The organism is Herbaspirillum sp. FG34, from assembly GCF_057809315.1.
The window spans coordinates 109,490-125,983 of record NZ_JBMDJS010000009.1 but is presented as its reverse complement, the minus strand read 5'-3'; the positions used below and the strand labels follow the sequence as shown (position 1 = coordinate 125,983).

The following is a 16,494-nucleotide window of genomic DNA, read 5'->3' as shown; positions in this document are numbered from 1 at the left end:
ACAACCCCGGCGCACGCCGCAGCATCGCCTACCATCACAACCAGAACCGGCCACCGGCGCACACACGGCGCCAGCACGGACCGGCACCGACAAGGGAAACCGTCATGAGCAAGCCGGACCGCGCCTCTCTCACCCAGCATCCCGCCTGGCATCGGATGAGACGTCCGCTGCGCTGGGTCGGCTGGACGCTGGTTGTCCTGCTGGGCCTGGCCGCGCTGAGCTGGGCTGCCCTGCCCGCACTGGTGCGCAAGATCGCTGTCGACCAGACGCAGGTGCAACTGGGTCGCAGGCTGGAGATTGGCGAGATCGCCTTCAATCCCTTCAAGCTGGCGCTGCGCGCCTCGGACATCACGCTCTATGAAGCCGATGGCAAGCAGCCCTTCTTCAGTGCCAAGGGCTTGCTGGCCGACCTGTCCGCCGCCTCGCTGCTGCGCATGGCGCCGGTGCTGGACGAAATCAGGCTGAGCACGCCGCAACTGCACGTGGTGCGGGTGGATGCGCACGGCATTGGCCACTACAACTTCTCCGACATCCTCGACCGCCTGGCGGCCCAACCCAAGAGCGAAGGCCAGGCGCATTTTTCGCTGGCCAACGTGCAACTGCAGGACGGGCAGATCCGCTTCGAGGACAAGGTCAGTGGCAAGAACATCGACATCGCCGCGCTGCAAGTGGGCCTGCCCTTCATCTCCAACCTGCCCGGCAACATCGACAGCTTCGTGCAGCCGCAATTGTCGGCCACCGTCAATGGCACCCCGCTACACCTGAAGGGTCGCAGCAAACCCTTCACATCGACGCAGGAATCGACCTTCGCCATCGACATCGACCGGCTGGACCTGGTGAGCTACCTGCCATTCGTTCCCGCCGAATTGCCAGTGCTGATCAAGAGCGCCAAGCTCAGTACCCGGCTGGACCTGGGCTTCACCCGCAAGGATGACAAGCCGACCGTCACACTGGCCGGCGAGGTCCGGATGGAGGACCTTTCTCTACAGGACAAGGCGCATGCGCCCCTGTTCAAGGCCAAGTCGCTGGCGCTGCAGATAAAGCAGTTCGACGTCCTGGCCGCCAGTGGTGAACTGAGCCAGCTCACGCTGGAGCAAGCGCAGGTCTGGGCCGGCATGAACGCGCGCGGCGAGATCAACTGGCAGCGTGCGCTGGCAGATGGCCAGACCGGTGCCCGCAGCACCTCCAGACAAGCGAGCGCCTCTTCTCCCGCCGCCACTGCGAAGCAGCCGGCTTCCTCCATCGTGCTGCAGCAACTGACCGTGCAGGATGGCGAAGTCAACTGGCGCGATGAAGCCAATGCCTCGCCGGCTCAGGCGATCAAGCTGAGCAAGATCGATATCAACGCCACCCAACTTTCCACCGCTGCCGATGCCAAGCCGGCCCGCTTGACGCTGTCCGCCGTCGAGAACGGCCGTGGCAAGCTGGCCTTCGATGGCCAGGTCCAGGCCATGACGGCCAGCGTTGCCGGCAAGATCACGCTGGAGAACATCGACCTGGCGGGCTACCGTAATTACCTTGCCCGTGCGCCCATCAGTGGACTGGCGGGCCGGCTCTCCGGCCAGACCACGCTGCAACTGCAGCATGGCCATCTGCGGCTCGACGACAGCAAGGTGCAGTTGGCCGACCTGCGCCTGACTCCTCCCGGCAAGGGGACGCAGCCACTGGCTCTGCAATCGCTGTCGCTGCAGGCGCCCAGGCTGACCGATACGCTGGACCAGGCGATTCCCTTCAAGCTGCAGGCACGCTTTGAGAAGACCGGTAGCGTCGAACTGACCGGCCAGGCCGCCGCGCATTTCAAGCACGTGGCACTGGAACTGGAGATCAAGGACCTGCCCATTACGCCCTTCCAGCACTATTTCAGCGATGTACTCAATGTCTCCATCAGCAGCGGCCTGGCCAGTGCCCGGGGCAAGCTGGAAGTGACGCCGCCGCTGGAGGATCGCAAGCTGGCACTGGACTACAAGGGCAGCGCCGCCATCACCAACCTGCGCATGCAGGACAAGCTGACCTCCACCGACTTCCTGCGCTGGCGCACACTGGAACTGGCCGGTATCGAGGCCAGGCTGGGCGGGCGTACGCAGGTGAGGCTGGAGAAGGCAAGGCTGTCCAACTTCTACGCGCGCGCCATCCTCTCCGAAAAAGGTCGCCTGAACCTGCAGGACATCGTGGTGGCCGACGCCCGGGAACAGGGTTCGATCACCGATGACAGCAAGAAGGCTGGCAAGGACGACACACCGTCCGGTACTGCAAGCGCGCGCAAGACTACCTCCGCCACCCCTGTCACCGCCGCCGCGTCGGCGGATGCGCCGCTGGTGCGGATCGGCCAGGTGGTGCTGGACGGCGGCAACATCAACTACACCGACAACTTCGTCAAACCCAACTACACTGCCAACATGACCGGACTGGCCGGCAGCATCGGCCAGATCGCCTCGGACAAGCCGCAGCCGGCACCGGTGAACATCACCGGCAAGATCGACAACGATGCCCCGCTGCAGATTTCTGGCTCGCTCAATCCGCTCTTCAAGCCCATGTACCTGGATCTCAAGGCCAGTGCCAACGGCGTGCAACTGCCGCGCCTGACGCCCTACTCGGCCAAGTACGCCGGCTATCCGATCACCAAGGGCAAGCTCTCGATGGATGTGCATTACACGATCGAGAACGACAAGCTGGTCGCGCAGAACGATCTGCGCATCGAGCAGCTGAGCTTCGGCGAGCGGGTCGACAGTCCGGATGCCACCAGCCTGCCGGTGATGCTGGCGGTGTCCTTGCTCAAGGATCGCGATGGCAACATCAACCTGAACCTGCCGATTTCGGGCTCGCTGTCGGACCCGCAGTTTTCGGTGGGCGGCATCATCGTGCGGGTGTTCGTGAACCTGATCGTCAAGGCCGTCACCTCGCCCTTCGCGCTGATCGGTTCGATGTTCCGTGCTGACGAGCACATTGGCGAACTGCGCTACATCGAGTTCTCGCCCGGCTCCTCGGAAGTCACCGACGAAGTGCGCAAGAAGCTCGATGCACTGGGCTATGTTCTGCATGAGCGCCCCGGCATCAAGCTCGACATCACGGGTCGTGTCGATCCCAAGGTCGATGACCAGGGTCTGCGGCGTGAAGCGCTGGAACGTGCGATGCGCAATCTCAAGCGGGCCGACCTGATCGCCAGGGAAGGACAGCCGTCCGGCCCGGTGCGCATCAGTGCGGCCGAGCGTGCCAAGTACCTGGAACGCGTCTACAAGGACAGCAAGTTCGACAAGCCGCGCAACATGATCGGATTGCTCAAGAGCCTGCCCGAAGCCGAGATGGAAAAGATGATCCTGGAACACACCGAAGTGACCCAGGATGACTTGCGCAAGCTGGCGCAGCGCCGGGCGGACCAGGTGCGAAATTATTTACAGGAGCAGAGCGTGATCGAACCTGCGCGCATCTTCCTGATTGCCCCCAAGCTGGACGGCGCCGGCATCCCGGACAAGGAGCCCAAGGCACGGGTCGATCTGACGATACAGTGAGCGAAGGCTGCGCAGGCGGGCCTTGAAAAGCCGCACGCTGCCCATACAGTAGGGAGTAGGTTATAATCAGCCTCCCGCTGCCAAAGCGGGGGCCTCTTCAGGAAACGCTGCGAGGGGCCAGCGTAATACGCAAGTTCACGCGCCCAGCGGGATTTGCGAAGCTTCAACACCACGGGGCCGACTTGGTTTCGACAGGGGTTGCAAAGCGGAACAGGGCATGCCGAGGACTGGTTACCTCGTTAATCCATCCGGAACTGCTTAAATGCAAACGACGAATCTTACGCTCTCGCAGCGTAAATCGCACCTAGAAACCTAAGAAACTTCTAGCTCTACAGCACTTCTTCCCTGGGGTGTGCTGGCAACAGCGGTAGAGTCATTTACAGGGAATCGTGGCGTATGGGGTTACTTCATACGTCATTAAATCCAAGGTAACTCGTCCTGTCGAAGCGTGTGCGTCCGCGTCGCCAGGATCAAAACCAATTGACTGCACTACGCATGTAGAACTGTCTGTAGAGTGCTTCTGGACGCGGGTTCAATTCCCGCCGGCTCCACCAATACCAATGCCCGACTGTGTATGCAGTCGGGCATTTTTGTTGCCCCTGGCGGGTCTGCGAGGGTTGACGCGGATTCCCGCGACTTGGTGGTTGGGCTGGGTTGCCAGAAAAAACCGTTCTGACTTTCTCCAGGCCATTTTTCTCTCCTGCTGTTGATTTGCTCGCAGAATTGACTCTCTCCCTCCGACCCTAAACAAGTTCCAGAATCGCGCCACGGCGTTTCGAGCCGGGCCACCGAAATAGTTAAAAAATTGGCGCTGAAAACGTACATCCCTTCACTTCAAGACGATAGACAACGTACCGAATCGACAACACCAACCCGGCGGATAAGCCCCCTGGCTGTAGCTCTCCGTGTTTCTCCTTGAAAATTTCGTGTTAATTCAAGAGGGTTTTGTCGTACCATTACCCGGTCTTACAAATTGTAACGTTTAAAGACACCGGATAAGTGCTGTAAATAAACAAGAAAACGGCGTATCCACCGATGCAGGCAGCGTACCGGCCTGCTTCGGAAGAAGGGGGATCCGGTAGATAACACCGCCAAGTAGAAGCCTGGGGCTTTTGACGATATGTATTCAGGGGATGTCAGTTTTTCAGTTGCATCGCATGCGCAGTGGGTTCCGGGTCTCGAATCCCAAGCTGACTGGCAACGATGGATCAGGCATGATCGCCAGGCTGCAGGTTCGGGGGAACCAGCAGTCAAGGCCATGCCGCCCATGCTGCGCCGACGCACCAGCCCGGTGGGCAAGCTGGCGCTGGAAGCCGCCTACGGGGCCTTCAATGCTGCCTCCCTTGGCACTGCCGCCCGCCAAGTCGGCGACGCCAGCGATAGCACCACGGACAGTGCCGGCCTTGACATTCCGGTGGTGTTTGCTTCGCGCCATGGCGAATGCGCCCGTTCTGTTGAGCTCCAAATGGCCTTGGCCGCTGCCGCCCCCATGTCGCCCACCGCCTTCAGCCTCTCGGTGCACAACGCCAACGCCGGCCTGTTTTCCATCGCCCGTGGCAGCCAGGCCAATACGGTAGCCATTGCGGCCGGCCAGAGCACGGTCGAACATGCCGTCATCGAAGCCTGCGGCCTGCTGGCCGACGGCATGCGTCAGGTGCTGCTGGTGGTGGCCGACGCACCACTGCCGGCGCTCTTTTCCGACTTCGCCGATGAACACGAAGAGCCCTGCGGCTGGTCCTGGCTGATGCAGGCGGCCGACGAAAACGCTGCATTACCCACACTGTCCCTGCAATGGCAGCAGGTGCAAGCGGCCAGCCACACCATGCCCTGCGCGCAAGGCACCGCCGGGCCCGCTGCGGTATTGCGCTTTTTCCTGGACGCTGCAGCGTCCACTCTGCAGCGGCAGGCCGACGGCCGTCACTGGCACTGGATGCGACATGCTTGAACGGGTCCTGCCGCTGATCGACCGTGGCTGGCGCATCTTGGCCACGGGGATGTGTTTTGCTCTCTTCGGACTGGGCGGGCTGCTGCTGCGACTGGTGATCTTCCCCGTTTTGCAATATCTGGTCCGGGATCCGAAGCAACGCGTGCTGTGGTCGCGCCACCTCATCCGCCTGGCGTTTCGCGCCTTCGTCGAAGTGATGCGCCTGTGCGGCGTGATCCGCTATGAAATCACCGGACTGGAACGTCTGAACCGCAACGGCCTGCTGATCCTGGCCAACCATCCGACGCTCATCGATACGGTGCTGCTGATGGCCTTCGTGCGCCATGCCGACTGCATCGTCAAGGGTGCACTGTGGCGCAATCCCTTTACCCGTGGACCGGTGCAAGCGGCCGGCTACATCAGCAATGCCCAGGGGCCGGATCTGATCGATGATTGCATCCGCTCCATCCGCAGCGGCAGCAATCTCATCATCTTCCCCGAGGGTACCCGCACGCCCGGCGACGGCCAGATCAGCCTCAAGCGCGGTGCGGCCAACGTCGCCGTGCGCGGCGGCTGCACGATCACGCCGGTGCGCATCCGCTGTACGCCCGGTACCCTCGGCAAGGGAGAGAAATGGTGGCAGGTGCCGGCCACGCGCGCGCATTTTCGCCTGCACATCGGCGAGGACCTTCAACCGCATCACATCATCGGCAACGAGCAGCCGCACGGCGCCGACCATCCGACACTGGCCGCGCGCCAACTGACGACTTACCTGCAACAGTACTTCATGAAAGAGAACTAGGCCATGCACGACCTGGAACAAGACATCAAGCAACTCATCATCGAGGCCCTCGACCTGGAAGACCTCGCCCCCGAGGATATCGACAGCGCCGCGCCCCTGTTCGGCGATGGCCTGGGCCTGGATTCCATCGACGCACTTGAACTGGGCATGAGCCTGCAGAAACGCTATGGCATCAAGCTTTCTGCCAATTCCGAAGAGACCCGCAAGCACTTCGCCTCGGTACAGGCGCTGGCTGCGCTGGTGGCCAGCCATCAGGCCACGGCCTGAGCGCCTCCCCAGGCTGTACATCACCACAACGACGTTGCCAAGCCACTTGCAAGAGAAGCACATCATGACCACTCTGACACCTGACATGACCAAGGACGAAATCACCGTGTGGATCGTCGATATGCTGCACGAGATGTTCGAGCTCGACAAAGCCGCCATCACGCCCCAGTCCAACCTCTACACCGATCTCGACATCGACAGCATTGATGCCGTCGACATCGTGGTCAAACTCAACCAGACCACGGGCAAGCGCATTCAGCCCGACGTCTTCCGCAGCGTGCGCACGGTGCAGGATGTCGTGGATATTCTGGCCACGCTGATGCGCGAACAAGCGCACGCGTAAGCGCATGAAACCTCCCGCGATGTCCCGGCTGACCGCCCTGGCCGGCCCGCTGTTGATCCTGCTGTATCCCCTGCTGATCTGGTACGCCCACGGCAAGCTGGAACCACGCATGCTGGCCCTGCTGCTGGTGCTCATCGCCGCGGTGCGCCTGTTCACCAGCCGCAGCAGCCGCCCGCTGCGCTGGATGGGCGTGGCCGCGCTGGCCCTGGCCGCGCCGGCCCTGGCCTGGAATGCGCTGCTGCCGCTGAAGCTCTATCCGGTAGCCATCAGCGGCGGCATGCTGGCCCTGTTCGGCTACAGCCTCTACAAACCGCCTACCGTCATCGAACGCATGGCACGCCTGAGTTCACCCGACCTGCCGCTGTTCGTGATCGCCTATACACGCCGGGTTACCCAGGTGTGGTGCCTGTTCTTCGCGGTCAATGGCAGCATCGCCCTGGGCACCGCACTGTGGGCCTCGCCAGCGGTGTGGTCGATGTACACCGGGGTCATTTCCTACGTCGCCATGGGCGCGCTGTTTGCCGGCGAATACCTGGTGCGCCTTTACGTCCGGCGCCAGCATCATGCGTGAGACAGTCGACATGCCCGCCACCACAAGGCTGGACCTGCTGCAACTACCGTTCCAGGCATTTGACGGCGAACGCGTGATCGGCTGGCGCGACGGCGTGGCGGTCACGTATGCCACCTGGCGCGCCGAGTTGCTGCGCTGGAAGCAGTTGCTGCAGACCACGCCGGGACAGCGTTTCGCCCTCTTCCATCAAGACACGCTGCATTTCGCTGCCGCCCTGTTTGGTACCTGGCTGGCCGGCAAGACAGCCTACCTGCCCAGCGATGCCCTGCCCGACACCTGCGGCCAGTTGCGCGGCGAGGTCGATGGTTTCCTCGGCGACTTCGGTGTCCATTGGCCGGCCTTGCAGCCCGCTCCTGATGCCTCCTTCGACGATCCTTCCTCTCCTTGGCCCGCCTTGCGCGCGGACTTCGCCGGCCTGGTGGTCTACACCTCCGGCAGCACCGGCCAAGCCCAGGCCATCCCCAAGCAACTGGGCCAGATGGCCAATGAAGTGGCCACGCTGGAGGCGCTCTTCGGCGCCACAGTGGGCCAGGCCGAAGTGGTCGCCACGGTATCGCACCAGCATATTTATGGTTTGCTGTTCAAGGTCTTGTGGGCGCTGTGTGCGGGACGTCCGGTGCATGCAGGCAGCGCGTTCTTCCCCGAGGATCTGCAGCGCATGGCTGGTAACCGCCCGTGGCTGCTATTGTCCAGCCCGGCCCATCTGAAACGCCTGCCCGAGCAGGCCACGCAACCGGATGCGCGCCAACTGCGCGCGATCTTCTCTTCCGGCGGTCCGCTGCCGGCCGAAGCGGCATGCGATGCCGCGCGGCTGCTGGGGCAGCGTCCGCTGGAAATCTATGGCAGCTCCGAAACCGGTGGCATCGCCTGGCGCCAGCCCGACAGCGATCTCCTGCAGCGCCGCGAGCACTGGCAGGCCATGCCCGGCGTGTCCGTGCGCCTCGGCGCCGAAGGCGAACTGGAAGTGCGCTCGCCGCACCTGCCCGACAGCGGCTGGTTCAGCATGGCCGACCGTGCCGTGCTGATGGAAGACATCCCCGCCGCCTTTGAACTGCGCGGGCGCAGCGATCGCATCGTCAAGCTGGAAGAAAAACGCATCTCGCTGACGCGCATCGAACAACTGCTGGCCGCCAGTCCGCTGGTCGAGGAAGTGCGCGTGATCGTTCATCAAGGCCGCCGCGCACGCCAGTTCATCGCTGCCTTCGTGGTGCCCACTGCGCAAGGTCAAGCCCTGCTGGTCGCACAAGGCAAACTGGCCCTTAACGCCGCGCTCAAGACGGCATTGGCCGGCGCCATCGAAGCCATCGCCCTGCCGCGCTTGTGGCGTTACCTGGAGGCACTGCCGGTGAACTCGCAAGGCAAGGTTACGCTCTCGGCACTGACCGCGCTGCTGGAGAGCAGTGCGCCCACATTGCCGAACGTAACCGAACTGCAGCGCAGCACAGGGCAAGTGCAACTGGCGCTGGACCTCCCCGCCGACCTGCTCTACTTCCGCGGCCACTTCCCCGGCGCACCCATCCTGCCCGGCGTGGTGCAGACCGACTGGTCGCTCACGCTGGGCCGGCGCTACTTCAACCTGCCGCCACGCTTCCTGGGCCTGCAGACCTTGAAGTTCCAGCGCGTCATCACACCAGGCATGCGCGTGCTGCTGGACCTGCAATTCGATACCGCCAAGTCGCAGTTGTCCTTCCGTCTGCATTCGGACGCAGGCCAGCACGCCAGCGGCCGCTTCCTGCTGGGGGCGGCATGACCGCATCCACCTTGCACAGTACCGTGGTGGTGATCCCGGTCTACGACCACGAGCACGCCATCGGCGCGGTGGTCGCTGCCGTACGCGGTCACGGGCTGCCTTGCATCCTGATCGACGATGGCAGCAGCCACGTCTGTGCCGCCGTGCTGCGACAACTGGCCGCCACCGATCCGCAACAGGTCACGCTGCTGGTCCACACCCGCAACCAGGGCAAGGGCGGCGCCGTCATGACCGGCCTGCGCCATGCCGCGTCGGCTGGCTACACCCACGCCTTGCAGATCGATGCCGACGGCCAGCACGACAGCGCCGACATCCCGCGTTTCCTGGCCGCATCACAGGCGGCTCCGGTCGCCGTCATCAACGGCAAACCGATCTATGACGACAGCGTACCCAAGGGCCGGCTCTATGCCCGCTACCTGACGCACATCTGGGTGTGGATCAATACGCTGTCGCTGGAGATTGCCGATTCGATGTGTGGCTTCAGGGTCTATCCACTGGCGCCGACGCTGCAGTTGATGGATAGCGCTCCTATCGGGCGGCGCATGGATTTCGATACCGAAATCCTGGTCCGCCTCTACTGGCGCGGCCTGCGCGTACACAACCTGGCCACGCGGGTGCGCTATCCAGCCGACGGTGTGTCGCACTTCCAGGTCTGGCTGGACAACGTACTGATCTCGCGCATGCATGCCCGCCTGTTCTTCGGCATGCTGCTGCGCGCGCCGCTGCTGCTGGCGCGCGGCAGCTGGCGGCGCCTGGGCGGGCGCAGCGCATGAGCCATCCACCCCGTACGCGCCATTGGGCGCAGATCAACGAAGTCAGCTTCGTGGCCGGCATGCGTTTGCTGTTCGCGGTCTATCGCCTGCTGGGCCGGCTGCCCTTCCGGCTGATGCTCTATCCGGTGCTGTGTTGGTACATCGCTGCCAATGGACCTGCCCGCCAGGCCTCGCGCGATTTTCTGGCGCAGGTACGGCGCTACCGTCCCGGGCTGCCGCTGCGCTCCGGGGTTTTTGGCATTTTCCTTCACTTCGCCGCATTCGGCGAAAGCCTGCTGGACAAGATGTTGCTGTGGGGTGGCCTGTTCCCCATCAAAAACGTTCATTTGCACGGTAGCGCGCCTATTTCCGAGGCCATCGCCGCCGGGCGTGGCGGACTCATCATCTGCACCCACCTCGGCAACCTCGAGCTGTGCCGCGTGATCGGCCGCCAGCATCCCGCCCTCAAACTGACGGTACTGGTGCATACGCGCCACGCCCAGGCCTTCAACCAGATGCTGGCCCAGCTGGATCCGGCCAGTCAGTTGAACCTGATGCAGGTCACCGACATGTCTCCAGCTACTGCCATGATGCTGGCCGAGAAGGTGGCACAGGGCGAGTTCGTGGTCATCGCCGGTGACCGGGTGCCGGTCTCGCCGCAGCCACGGGTGGCGCGCGCGCCTTTCCTGGGCCGCAGTGCTCCCTTTCCGATCGGCCCCTACGTCATGGCGGCGCTGCTGCAATGTCCGGTGTTCCTGATGTTCTCGCGCCGCAGCGCCGAAGGCGCGGAGGTCAGCTTTGAAGCCTTCCGTGATCGCATCGTCCTGCCACGCAAGCAGCGTGCAGCGGTGCTGGACGAACTGGCGGCAGCCTATGCCGCACGCCTGGAAGCGCACTGCCTTCAGGCGCCTTACCAGTGGTTCAATTTCTATGATTTCTGGGCCGATTGCGCCCTGGACGAACAGCATGCCTCACACTGACGTTTCCTCTTCCGCCAAGAGCGCCCCTGTCTGCTTCGGCGCCCAGCCCCTCACCATCGAGGATGTGGTGGCGCTGGCGCGGCGCGAGCGCACGGCGCAACTGCACGACGCCGAGAGCTTCCGTGCACGTATTGCGCGCGGTGCCGATTTCCTCGACCGACTGCTGCGCGAGGATGGCACCATCTATGGCGTCACCACCGGCTATGGCGATTCCTGCACGGTGACCGTGCCGCCGCAACTGGTGCCGGAACTGCCGCATCACCTCTACACCTACCACGGCTGCGGCCTGGGAGCGCTGTTCACGCCGGAGCAGGCGCGCGCCATCCTGGCGGCCCGGCTCAATTCCCTGTGCCAGGGCTTCTCGGGCGTGAGCGTGGCCTTGCTGGAACAGATCGCGGCGCTGCTGCAACACGATCTGTTGCCGCAGATTCCCTGCGAGGGCTCGGTGGGCGCCAGTGGCGATCTCACGCCACTGTCCTACCTCGCCGCCGTACTGTGCGGCGAGCGCCAGGTCTGGCGCGATGGCGCCACAGTGCCGGCCACCGAGGCACTGGCCGCAGCCGGCCTGACGCCGCTGCGCCTGCGTCCCAAGGAAGGGCTGGCCATCATGAACGGTACCGCCGTCATGACCGCGTTGGCCTGCCTGGCCTTCGACCGTGCGCGCTACCTGTGCCAGCTGGCTACCCGCATCACGGCCATGAGCAGCTTCACGCTGGATGGCAATGCCCACCATTTCGATGCCACCCTGTTCTCGGCCAAACCGCATCCGGGCCAGCAGCAGGTGGCGGCCTGGCTGCAGCGCGACCTGCCGTGCGGCCAGGCGCACCGCAACGAAAAGCGTCTGCAGGATCGCTATTCGGTGCGCTGTGCGCCGCACGTGATCGGCGTACTCAACGATGCCCTGCCGTCGCTGCGCCAGTTCATCGAGAACGAACTCAACAGCGCCAACGACAACCCGCTGATCGATCCGGATGGCGAGCGCGTGCTGCATGGCGGCCATTTCTATGGAGGCCACATCGCCTTCGCCATGGACAGCATGAAGACCGCCGTGGCCAACATCGCCGACCTGCTCGATCGCCAGATGGCCCTGATGGTGGACCAGCGCTACAACAACGGCCTGCCGGCCAACCTGTCCGGCGCCCAGGGCGAACGCGCGCCCATCAACCATGGCCTGAAGGCCCTGCAGATCAGCACTTCGGCGTGGACTGCCGAAGCCCTCAAGCTGACCATGCCGGCCTCGGTATTCTCGCGCTCCACCGAATGCCACAACCAGGACAAGGTGAGCATGGGCACCATTGCCGCGCGCGATTGCCTGCGCGTGCTGGAACTGACCGAACAGGTCGCGGCCGCCTTGCTGATCACGGTGCGCCAGGGCGTGTGGCTGCGCAGCCAGCGCCAGCAACCCGGCGATACGCCGCTGCAGGACTTGCCGGCCGGCCGTCTGGCCGCCATGCAGGCCGCGTTGGCCGAAGACATCGCGGTGGTTGATGAAGACCGCATGCTCGAACCCGACCTGCGCCGGCTGCTGCAGCGTCTGCGCGCCCAGGCATGGAGTCTGTATGACTGACCCCCTCCTGCCTGCGGGCAAGATCACCCTGGCCAATTCGCCCTGGCGCGGGGAAGTTGAGTTGCAGATCCAGTTCTATGACCTCGACCCCATGGAAATCGTCTGGCATGGTCGTTATGTCGAATACATGGAAGCCGCGCGCTGCGCCCTGCTAGACGGCATCGGCTACAACTACCCCGCCATGAAGGAGTCCGGCTATGGCTGGCCGGTGATCGACCTGCACCTGCGCTATGCCGCACCGGCGCGATTCGGCCAGCGCATTCGCGTCAGCGCAGCCATCGTCGAGTGGGAAAACCGCCTGCGCATCGACTACCTCATCAGCGACGCCGTCAGCGGCGCGCGCCTGACCCGTGCCTCCACCGTTCAGGTGGCGGTGCAGATGAACAACCACGAGATGTGCTTCGTTTCGCCGCCGGTGTTGTGGCACAAGCTCGGACTGACGCCTCCCACCCCATGAACGCACGCTCCCTTCTCTGCTGCTTGGCCTTGCTGGCCATCCCGCCTATCGCCCAGGCCGCTGCGCCGGTACAACAGATCCAGTCCAGGCTGGCCAAACCGACCGTGATGTGTGGTCGCTTCGACCAAACCAAGCAACTGACCGGCATCAAGAAGCCACTGCAATCGCATGGGCGCTTCTGCGTGCTCAAGGGCCGGGGCATCCTGTGGCAGACGCTGCAACCGTTCCCCGGTACCCTGCGCATCACTCGCGACGCCATCGTGCAGATTCAGGATGGCCGCATCGCCATGAAACTCGATGCGCAACAGGAACCGGTGGTAAAGATGATCAATAGCGTCCTCTTCTCGCTGCTGGCAGGGGATTTGAGCCAGCTCGAGACGCTCTTTGAACTCGATGGCAGCCTGCGCGACGGCCACTGGCAGGTCGCGCTCAAGGCACGCCAGCCGGCCCTGGCCAAGGCCATCGGCGACATCAGCCTGGCCGGTGCCAGCTATGTGGACAAGGTCAGCATGCAGGAAGCCAGCGGCGACCGTACCGAGATCAGCTTTTCGGCCATCAAGACCGGCGAAGGCGCCATGACGGCCGAAGAAGGAGCCCTGTTTGACTAAGCCCGGCCGTTGCCTGCAGCGCCTGTTGGCGCTGGCATGGCTGCTGGCGGTGCTGCTGGTGGCCGGACACAACGCCTGGCTGTGGCTGGGCCAGCGCGCCAGTCCCGATACCGACATGCTGGCGCTGCTGCCCGGCGCCGACGGCAAGGATGTGGTGCGCCAGCAAGCCTTTTCCCACATGGTCGACGCGGCCCAGCAAAAGCTGGTGGTACTGGTCGGCGACCGTGACTGGAGCCGGGCCCGCGCCGGTGCACAGGCCTATCTTGACGTCCTGCGCGGGCACGCCGCACTGATCGTGCCAGTCAGCGGTGACTCTGCGCAGTGGCAAAGCCAGTGGCTGGACAGCCTGGAGCCTGGCCGCACCATGCTGCTCAGCGATACCCAGCGCGCCGAGCTGGCCGTCGGGAATGCACAGCAATGGAGCCAGCGCGCCCTGGCGGGTCTTTACGGTGCTTTCGGCGGACCGCGTCTGGGCGCCTGGCAGGATGATCCCTTCGGACTCTTCAGCCAGTGGGTCCAGGAACGCGCCAAGGAAACGCCAGTACGTCCGCGTGATGGCCAGCTCTTCGTAGAACGTGACGGCATCAACTATGTCCTGCTGCTACTGGAGCTGAAGGCCCCGGCATTGTCGATGCAGGCACAGGAGCAGGTCATGCCGTTGCTGGCACAGGCGCAGCGAGCCGCCCACAACCAGGCCAGCGAGGTCGTCAGCGGCGGGGTAATCCTGCATGCCGCCGCCGCCAGTGCCCAGGCCGGCAGTGAGAGCGCCACCATCGGCGCCGGCTCGCTGCTGGGCATCCTGCTGTTGATGTGGCTGACCTTGCGCTCCTTCAAGCCGATTCTCTACATCGCCCTGTCCATTGCCGTCGGTTGCCTGGGTGCGCTGTCGGTGAGCATGCTGCTGTTCGGCAAGATTCATTTGCTGACCCTGGTATTTGGAGCCAGCCTGATCGGCATCGCTCAGGACTATGGTATCTACTTCCTCTGTGCCCGCCTCGCAGCACCGGCATCGCAGGATTCACAGGCCCTGTTGCGACGCCTGTTGCCGGGGCTTGCGTTGATGTTGCTGGCAGCCCTGATCGGCTATCTCGGCATGGCCCTGACGCCCTTCCCCGGTTTGCAGCAAATGGCCGTGTTCTCCGCACTGGGACTGGTGTTTGCCTGGCTGACGGTGATCTGCTGGTTCCCTCAACTGATCGGTCCGCACACGCTGCGCGCGACCCCGCAAGCGCTGCGCTTCGGCCAGAGCATCGCGCGCTGGCCTGATCTGCTGGGCGGCTTCGCCTGGCACCTGGTCCTGCCCGGGGCGGTAGCGCTGATCGGACTGGCCATCGTCGGGGTCGCCCGTCTGCACAGCAGTGACGACATCCGTGCCCTGCAGAAAAGTCCACCTGCCTTGCTGCAGGATCAGATCCGCATCAGCCAGTTACTGGACATGGCCGCGCCGGTACAGTTCTACCTGGTGCGCGGCGCGTCGGCCGAGGCCGTCTTGCAGCAGGAAGAGGCGCTGCGCGAGAAGCTGCAACCGCTGCTGCAACGCAAGCTCATCAGCGGCGTACAGGCGCTCTCCAACTGGGTTCCCTCGCAGCGCCGCCAGCAGGAGAATTTGTCCCTGCTGCATCGCAGTCTGCTGGATACCCGAGGCGATGCGCCCGATGCCATCACCCTGACTGCCCGCGCCATCGGGGAGAGTGCGCAGTGGGCGCAAGCGCTGCGCCAGCGCATGCTGGAGAAGACCCAGCCGATCACGCCAGCGCAATTCCTCGCCACCCCGGCCGCAGCCGCCTCGCGCCATCTGTGGCTGGGACAAGTGGATGGTCAATTCGCCAGCATCGTCGCCCTGCGCGGGCTGGCCGACTATCGCCAGCTCGACCAACTGGCCGCCGTCGCCGAAGGACTGCCGGGCGTGCAATGGGTGGACAAGGTCGGCGAGATCTCGTCGGTGCTGCGTCAATACCGGATCATGATGGCTTGGGCGCTGCTCTGCGCCTACGCGGCCATCTTCGCCCTGCTGACGCTGCGCTACCGCCGCCGCGCCTGGCGCGCGCTGGCGCCGCCGCTGCTGGCCTCGCTGCTGACCCTGGGCCTGTTCGGCTGGCTGGGTCAGCCGCTGCAACTATTCCACGTGCTGGCTGGACTGCTGGTGCTGGGACTGGGCGTGGACTATGGCATCTTCCTGCTCGAATCTTCCCCAAACCAACGTGCACATGCCTGGCTGACCGTCGGCCTGTCGGCCGCCAGCGCACTGCTCTCCTTCGGCCTGCTGGCGTTGAGCAAAAGTCCGCCACTGCACGCCTTTGGCCTCACCATGCTGTGCGGGATGCTGCTGGTGTGGCTGCTGGCCCCCCTGTTCACCCATCCCGGTCTGGGCACCTTGCGCGCCCAGCCGGTCAAGGACTCCGTATGAAACCCGCCCTGCTGCTTGCCGCCATGACCGTCGCCTTCCTGCTTGCCGCCTGCGCCGCGCCCATGGTGCCCGATGGCCGTGCCCCGGCGCGCCTGTCCCTGCGACTGTCGCCGGCGGCACTGGGACAAAGCATCAGCCTGCAGCAACATCTGACGGTCGAGCGCGGCAGCCGCGTCGACCAACTCGACACCGCCCTGGAAATCGATCCCGGGCATGTCGATCTGGTCGGTCTGGCCTTCGGCCAGCGCGTCATGTCGCTTCACTATGATGGCCAACGCTTGCAGGTCTGGCGTCATGCCTTGCTTCCCAGCCAGGTACAAGGTGAAGATGTGCTGCAGGACGTACAACTGACGCTCTGGCCGACCGAGGCGATTCGCCAGGCACTTCCTGAGGGCTGGGAGTTGCGCGAAGCCCAGGCTCAACGTACCCTCCTGCTCCACGGCGAAACGATTGCCGTGATCGACTATCCCGACCAGCGGCGCTGGGGAGGGAAAGTGATCCTGAACAATCTGCGTTACCACTACAAGCTGACGATTCAGTCGGTGGTAACCTCTGAATGA

Annotated in this window: 14 protein-coding genes and 1 other RNA gene; all 15 read left to right on the top strand. The window is 64.1% G+C overall.

The window, feature by feature from the left end; genetic code table 11:
• Window positions 1–104 precede the first annotated feature (104 nt).
• The 15 genes from ACODSZ_RS13245 to ACODSZ_RS13175 all read left to right on the top strand — a co-directional run bounded on the left by ACODSZ_RS13245 (window position 105) and on the right by ACODSZ_RS13175 (window position 16,494).
• A complete protein-coding gene (locus ACODSZ_RS13245) occupies window positions 105–3,506 on the top strand; it encodes a DUF748 domain-containing protein (protein WP_488927764.1) in 3,402 nt (1,133 codons plus the stop codon).
• A 173-nt stretch (window positions 3,507–3,679) separates the two neighbouring features.
• Window positions 3,680–4,060: a transfer-messenger RNA gene (gene ssrA, locus ACODSZ_RS13240) on the top strand.
• Between the two features lie 566 nt (window positions 4,061–4,626).
• Window positions 4,627–5,451, top strand: coding sequence for a beta-ketoacyl synthase chain length factor (locus tag ACODSZ_RS13235; protein WP_299535137.1), 825 nt, complete (start codon window positions 4,627–4,629; stop codon window positions 5,449–5,451).
• On the top strand, window positions 5,444–6,232 hold the full coding sequence (locus tag ACODSZ_RS13230) for a lysophospholipid acyltransferase family protein (RefSeq protein ID WP_488927763.1): 789 nt from the start codon (window positions 5,444–5,446) through the stop codon (window positions 6,230–6,232). The genes ACODSZ_RS13235 and ACODSZ_RS13230 overlap by 8 nt, the downstream gene beginning before the upstream one ends.
• Window positions 6,233–6,235: 3 nt before the next feature.
• Window positions 6,236–6,499, top strand: a complete 264-nt coding sequence (locus ACODSZ_RS13225; protein ID WP_008331573.1) for a phosphopantetheine-binding protein — start codon at window positions 6,236–6,238, stop codon at window positions 6,497–6,499.
• 64 nt (window positions 6,500–6,563) lie between these two features.
• Window positions 6,564–6,842, top strand: a complete 279-nt coding sequence (locus tag ACODSZ_RS13220) for an acyl carrier protein (protein ID WP_008331579.1) — start codon at window positions 6,564–6,566, stop codon at window positions 6,840–6,842.
• Between the two features lie 4 nt (window positions 6,843–6,846).
• Window positions 6,847–7,413 (top strand): COG4648 family protein, encoded by a 567-nt coding sequence (locus ACODSZ_RS13215; RefSeq protein WP_034350918.1) that lies wholly within the window; start codon window positions 6,847–6,849, stop codon window positions 7,411–7,413.
• A 10-nt stretch (window positions 7,414–7,423) separates the two neighbouring features.
• Window positions 7,424–9,163: an ApeI family dehydratase gene (locus tag ACODSZ_RS13210; protein WP_488927800.1), complete on the top strand. Its 1,740-nt coding sequence runs from the start codon at window positions 7,424–7,426 to the stop codon at window positions 9,161–9,163.
• Window positions 9,160–9,936, top strand: a complete 777-nt coding sequence (locus ACODSZ_RS13205) for a glycosyltransferase family 2 protein (protein WP_488927762.1) — start codon at window positions 9,160–9,162, stop codon at window positions 9,934–9,936. Before ACODSZ_RS13210 ends, ACODSZ_RS13205 begins: the two co-directional genes overlap by 4 nt.
• Window positions 9,933–10,895 (top strand): lysophospholipid acyltransferase family protein, encoded by a 963-nt coding sequence (locus ACODSZ_RS13200; RefSeq protein ID WP_175344190.1) that lies wholly within the window; start codon window positions 9,933–9,935, stop codon window positions 10,893–10,895. Before ACODSZ_RS13205 ends, ACODSZ_RS13200 begins: the two co-directional genes overlap by 4 nt.
• Window positions 10,882–12,462 carry an HAL/PAL/TAL family ammonia-lyase gene (locus tag ACODSZ_RS13195; protein WP_488927761.1) on the top strand — a complete coding sequence of 527 codons (1,581 nt, stop codon included), beginning with the start codon at window positions 10,882–10,884 and terminating at the stop codon, window positions 12,460–12,462. The genes ACODSZ_RS13200 and ACODSZ_RS13195 overlap by 14 nt, the downstream gene beginning before the upstream one ends.
• Entirely contained in the window at window positions 12,455–12,919 is a 465-nt protein-coding gene (locus tag ACODSZ_RS13190; RefSeq protein WP_008331592.1) for an acyl-CoA thioesterase, read from the top strand. The genes ACODSZ_RS13195 and ACODSZ_RS13190 overlap by 8 nt, the downstream gene beginning before the upstream one ends.
• A complete protein-coding gene (locus ACODSZ_RS13185; protein WP_175344192.1) occupies window positions 12,916–13,527 on the top strand; it encodes an outer membrane lipoprotein carrier protein LolA in 612 nt (203 codons plus the stop codon). Before ACODSZ_RS13190 ends, ACODSZ_RS13185 begins: the two co-directional genes overlap by 4 nt.
• Window positions 13,520–15,934 (top strand): MMPL family transporter, encoded by a 2,415-nt coding sequence (locus ACODSZ_RS13180; RefSeq protein ID WP_488927760.1) that lies wholly within the window; start codon window positions 13,520–13,522, stop codon window positions 15,932–15,934. Before ACODSZ_RS13185 ends, ACODSZ_RS13180 begins: the two co-directional genes overlap by 8 nt.
• The gene (locus tag ACODSZ_RS13175; RefSeq protein WP_488927759.1) at window positions 15,931–16,494 is read left to right on the top strand and encodes a DUF3261 domain-containing protein; all 564 of its coding nucleotides are present in this window, start codon (window positions 15,931–15,933) and stop codon (window positions 16,492–16,494) included. Before ACODSZ_RS13180 ends, ACODSZ_RS13175 begins: the two co-directional genes overlap by 4 nt.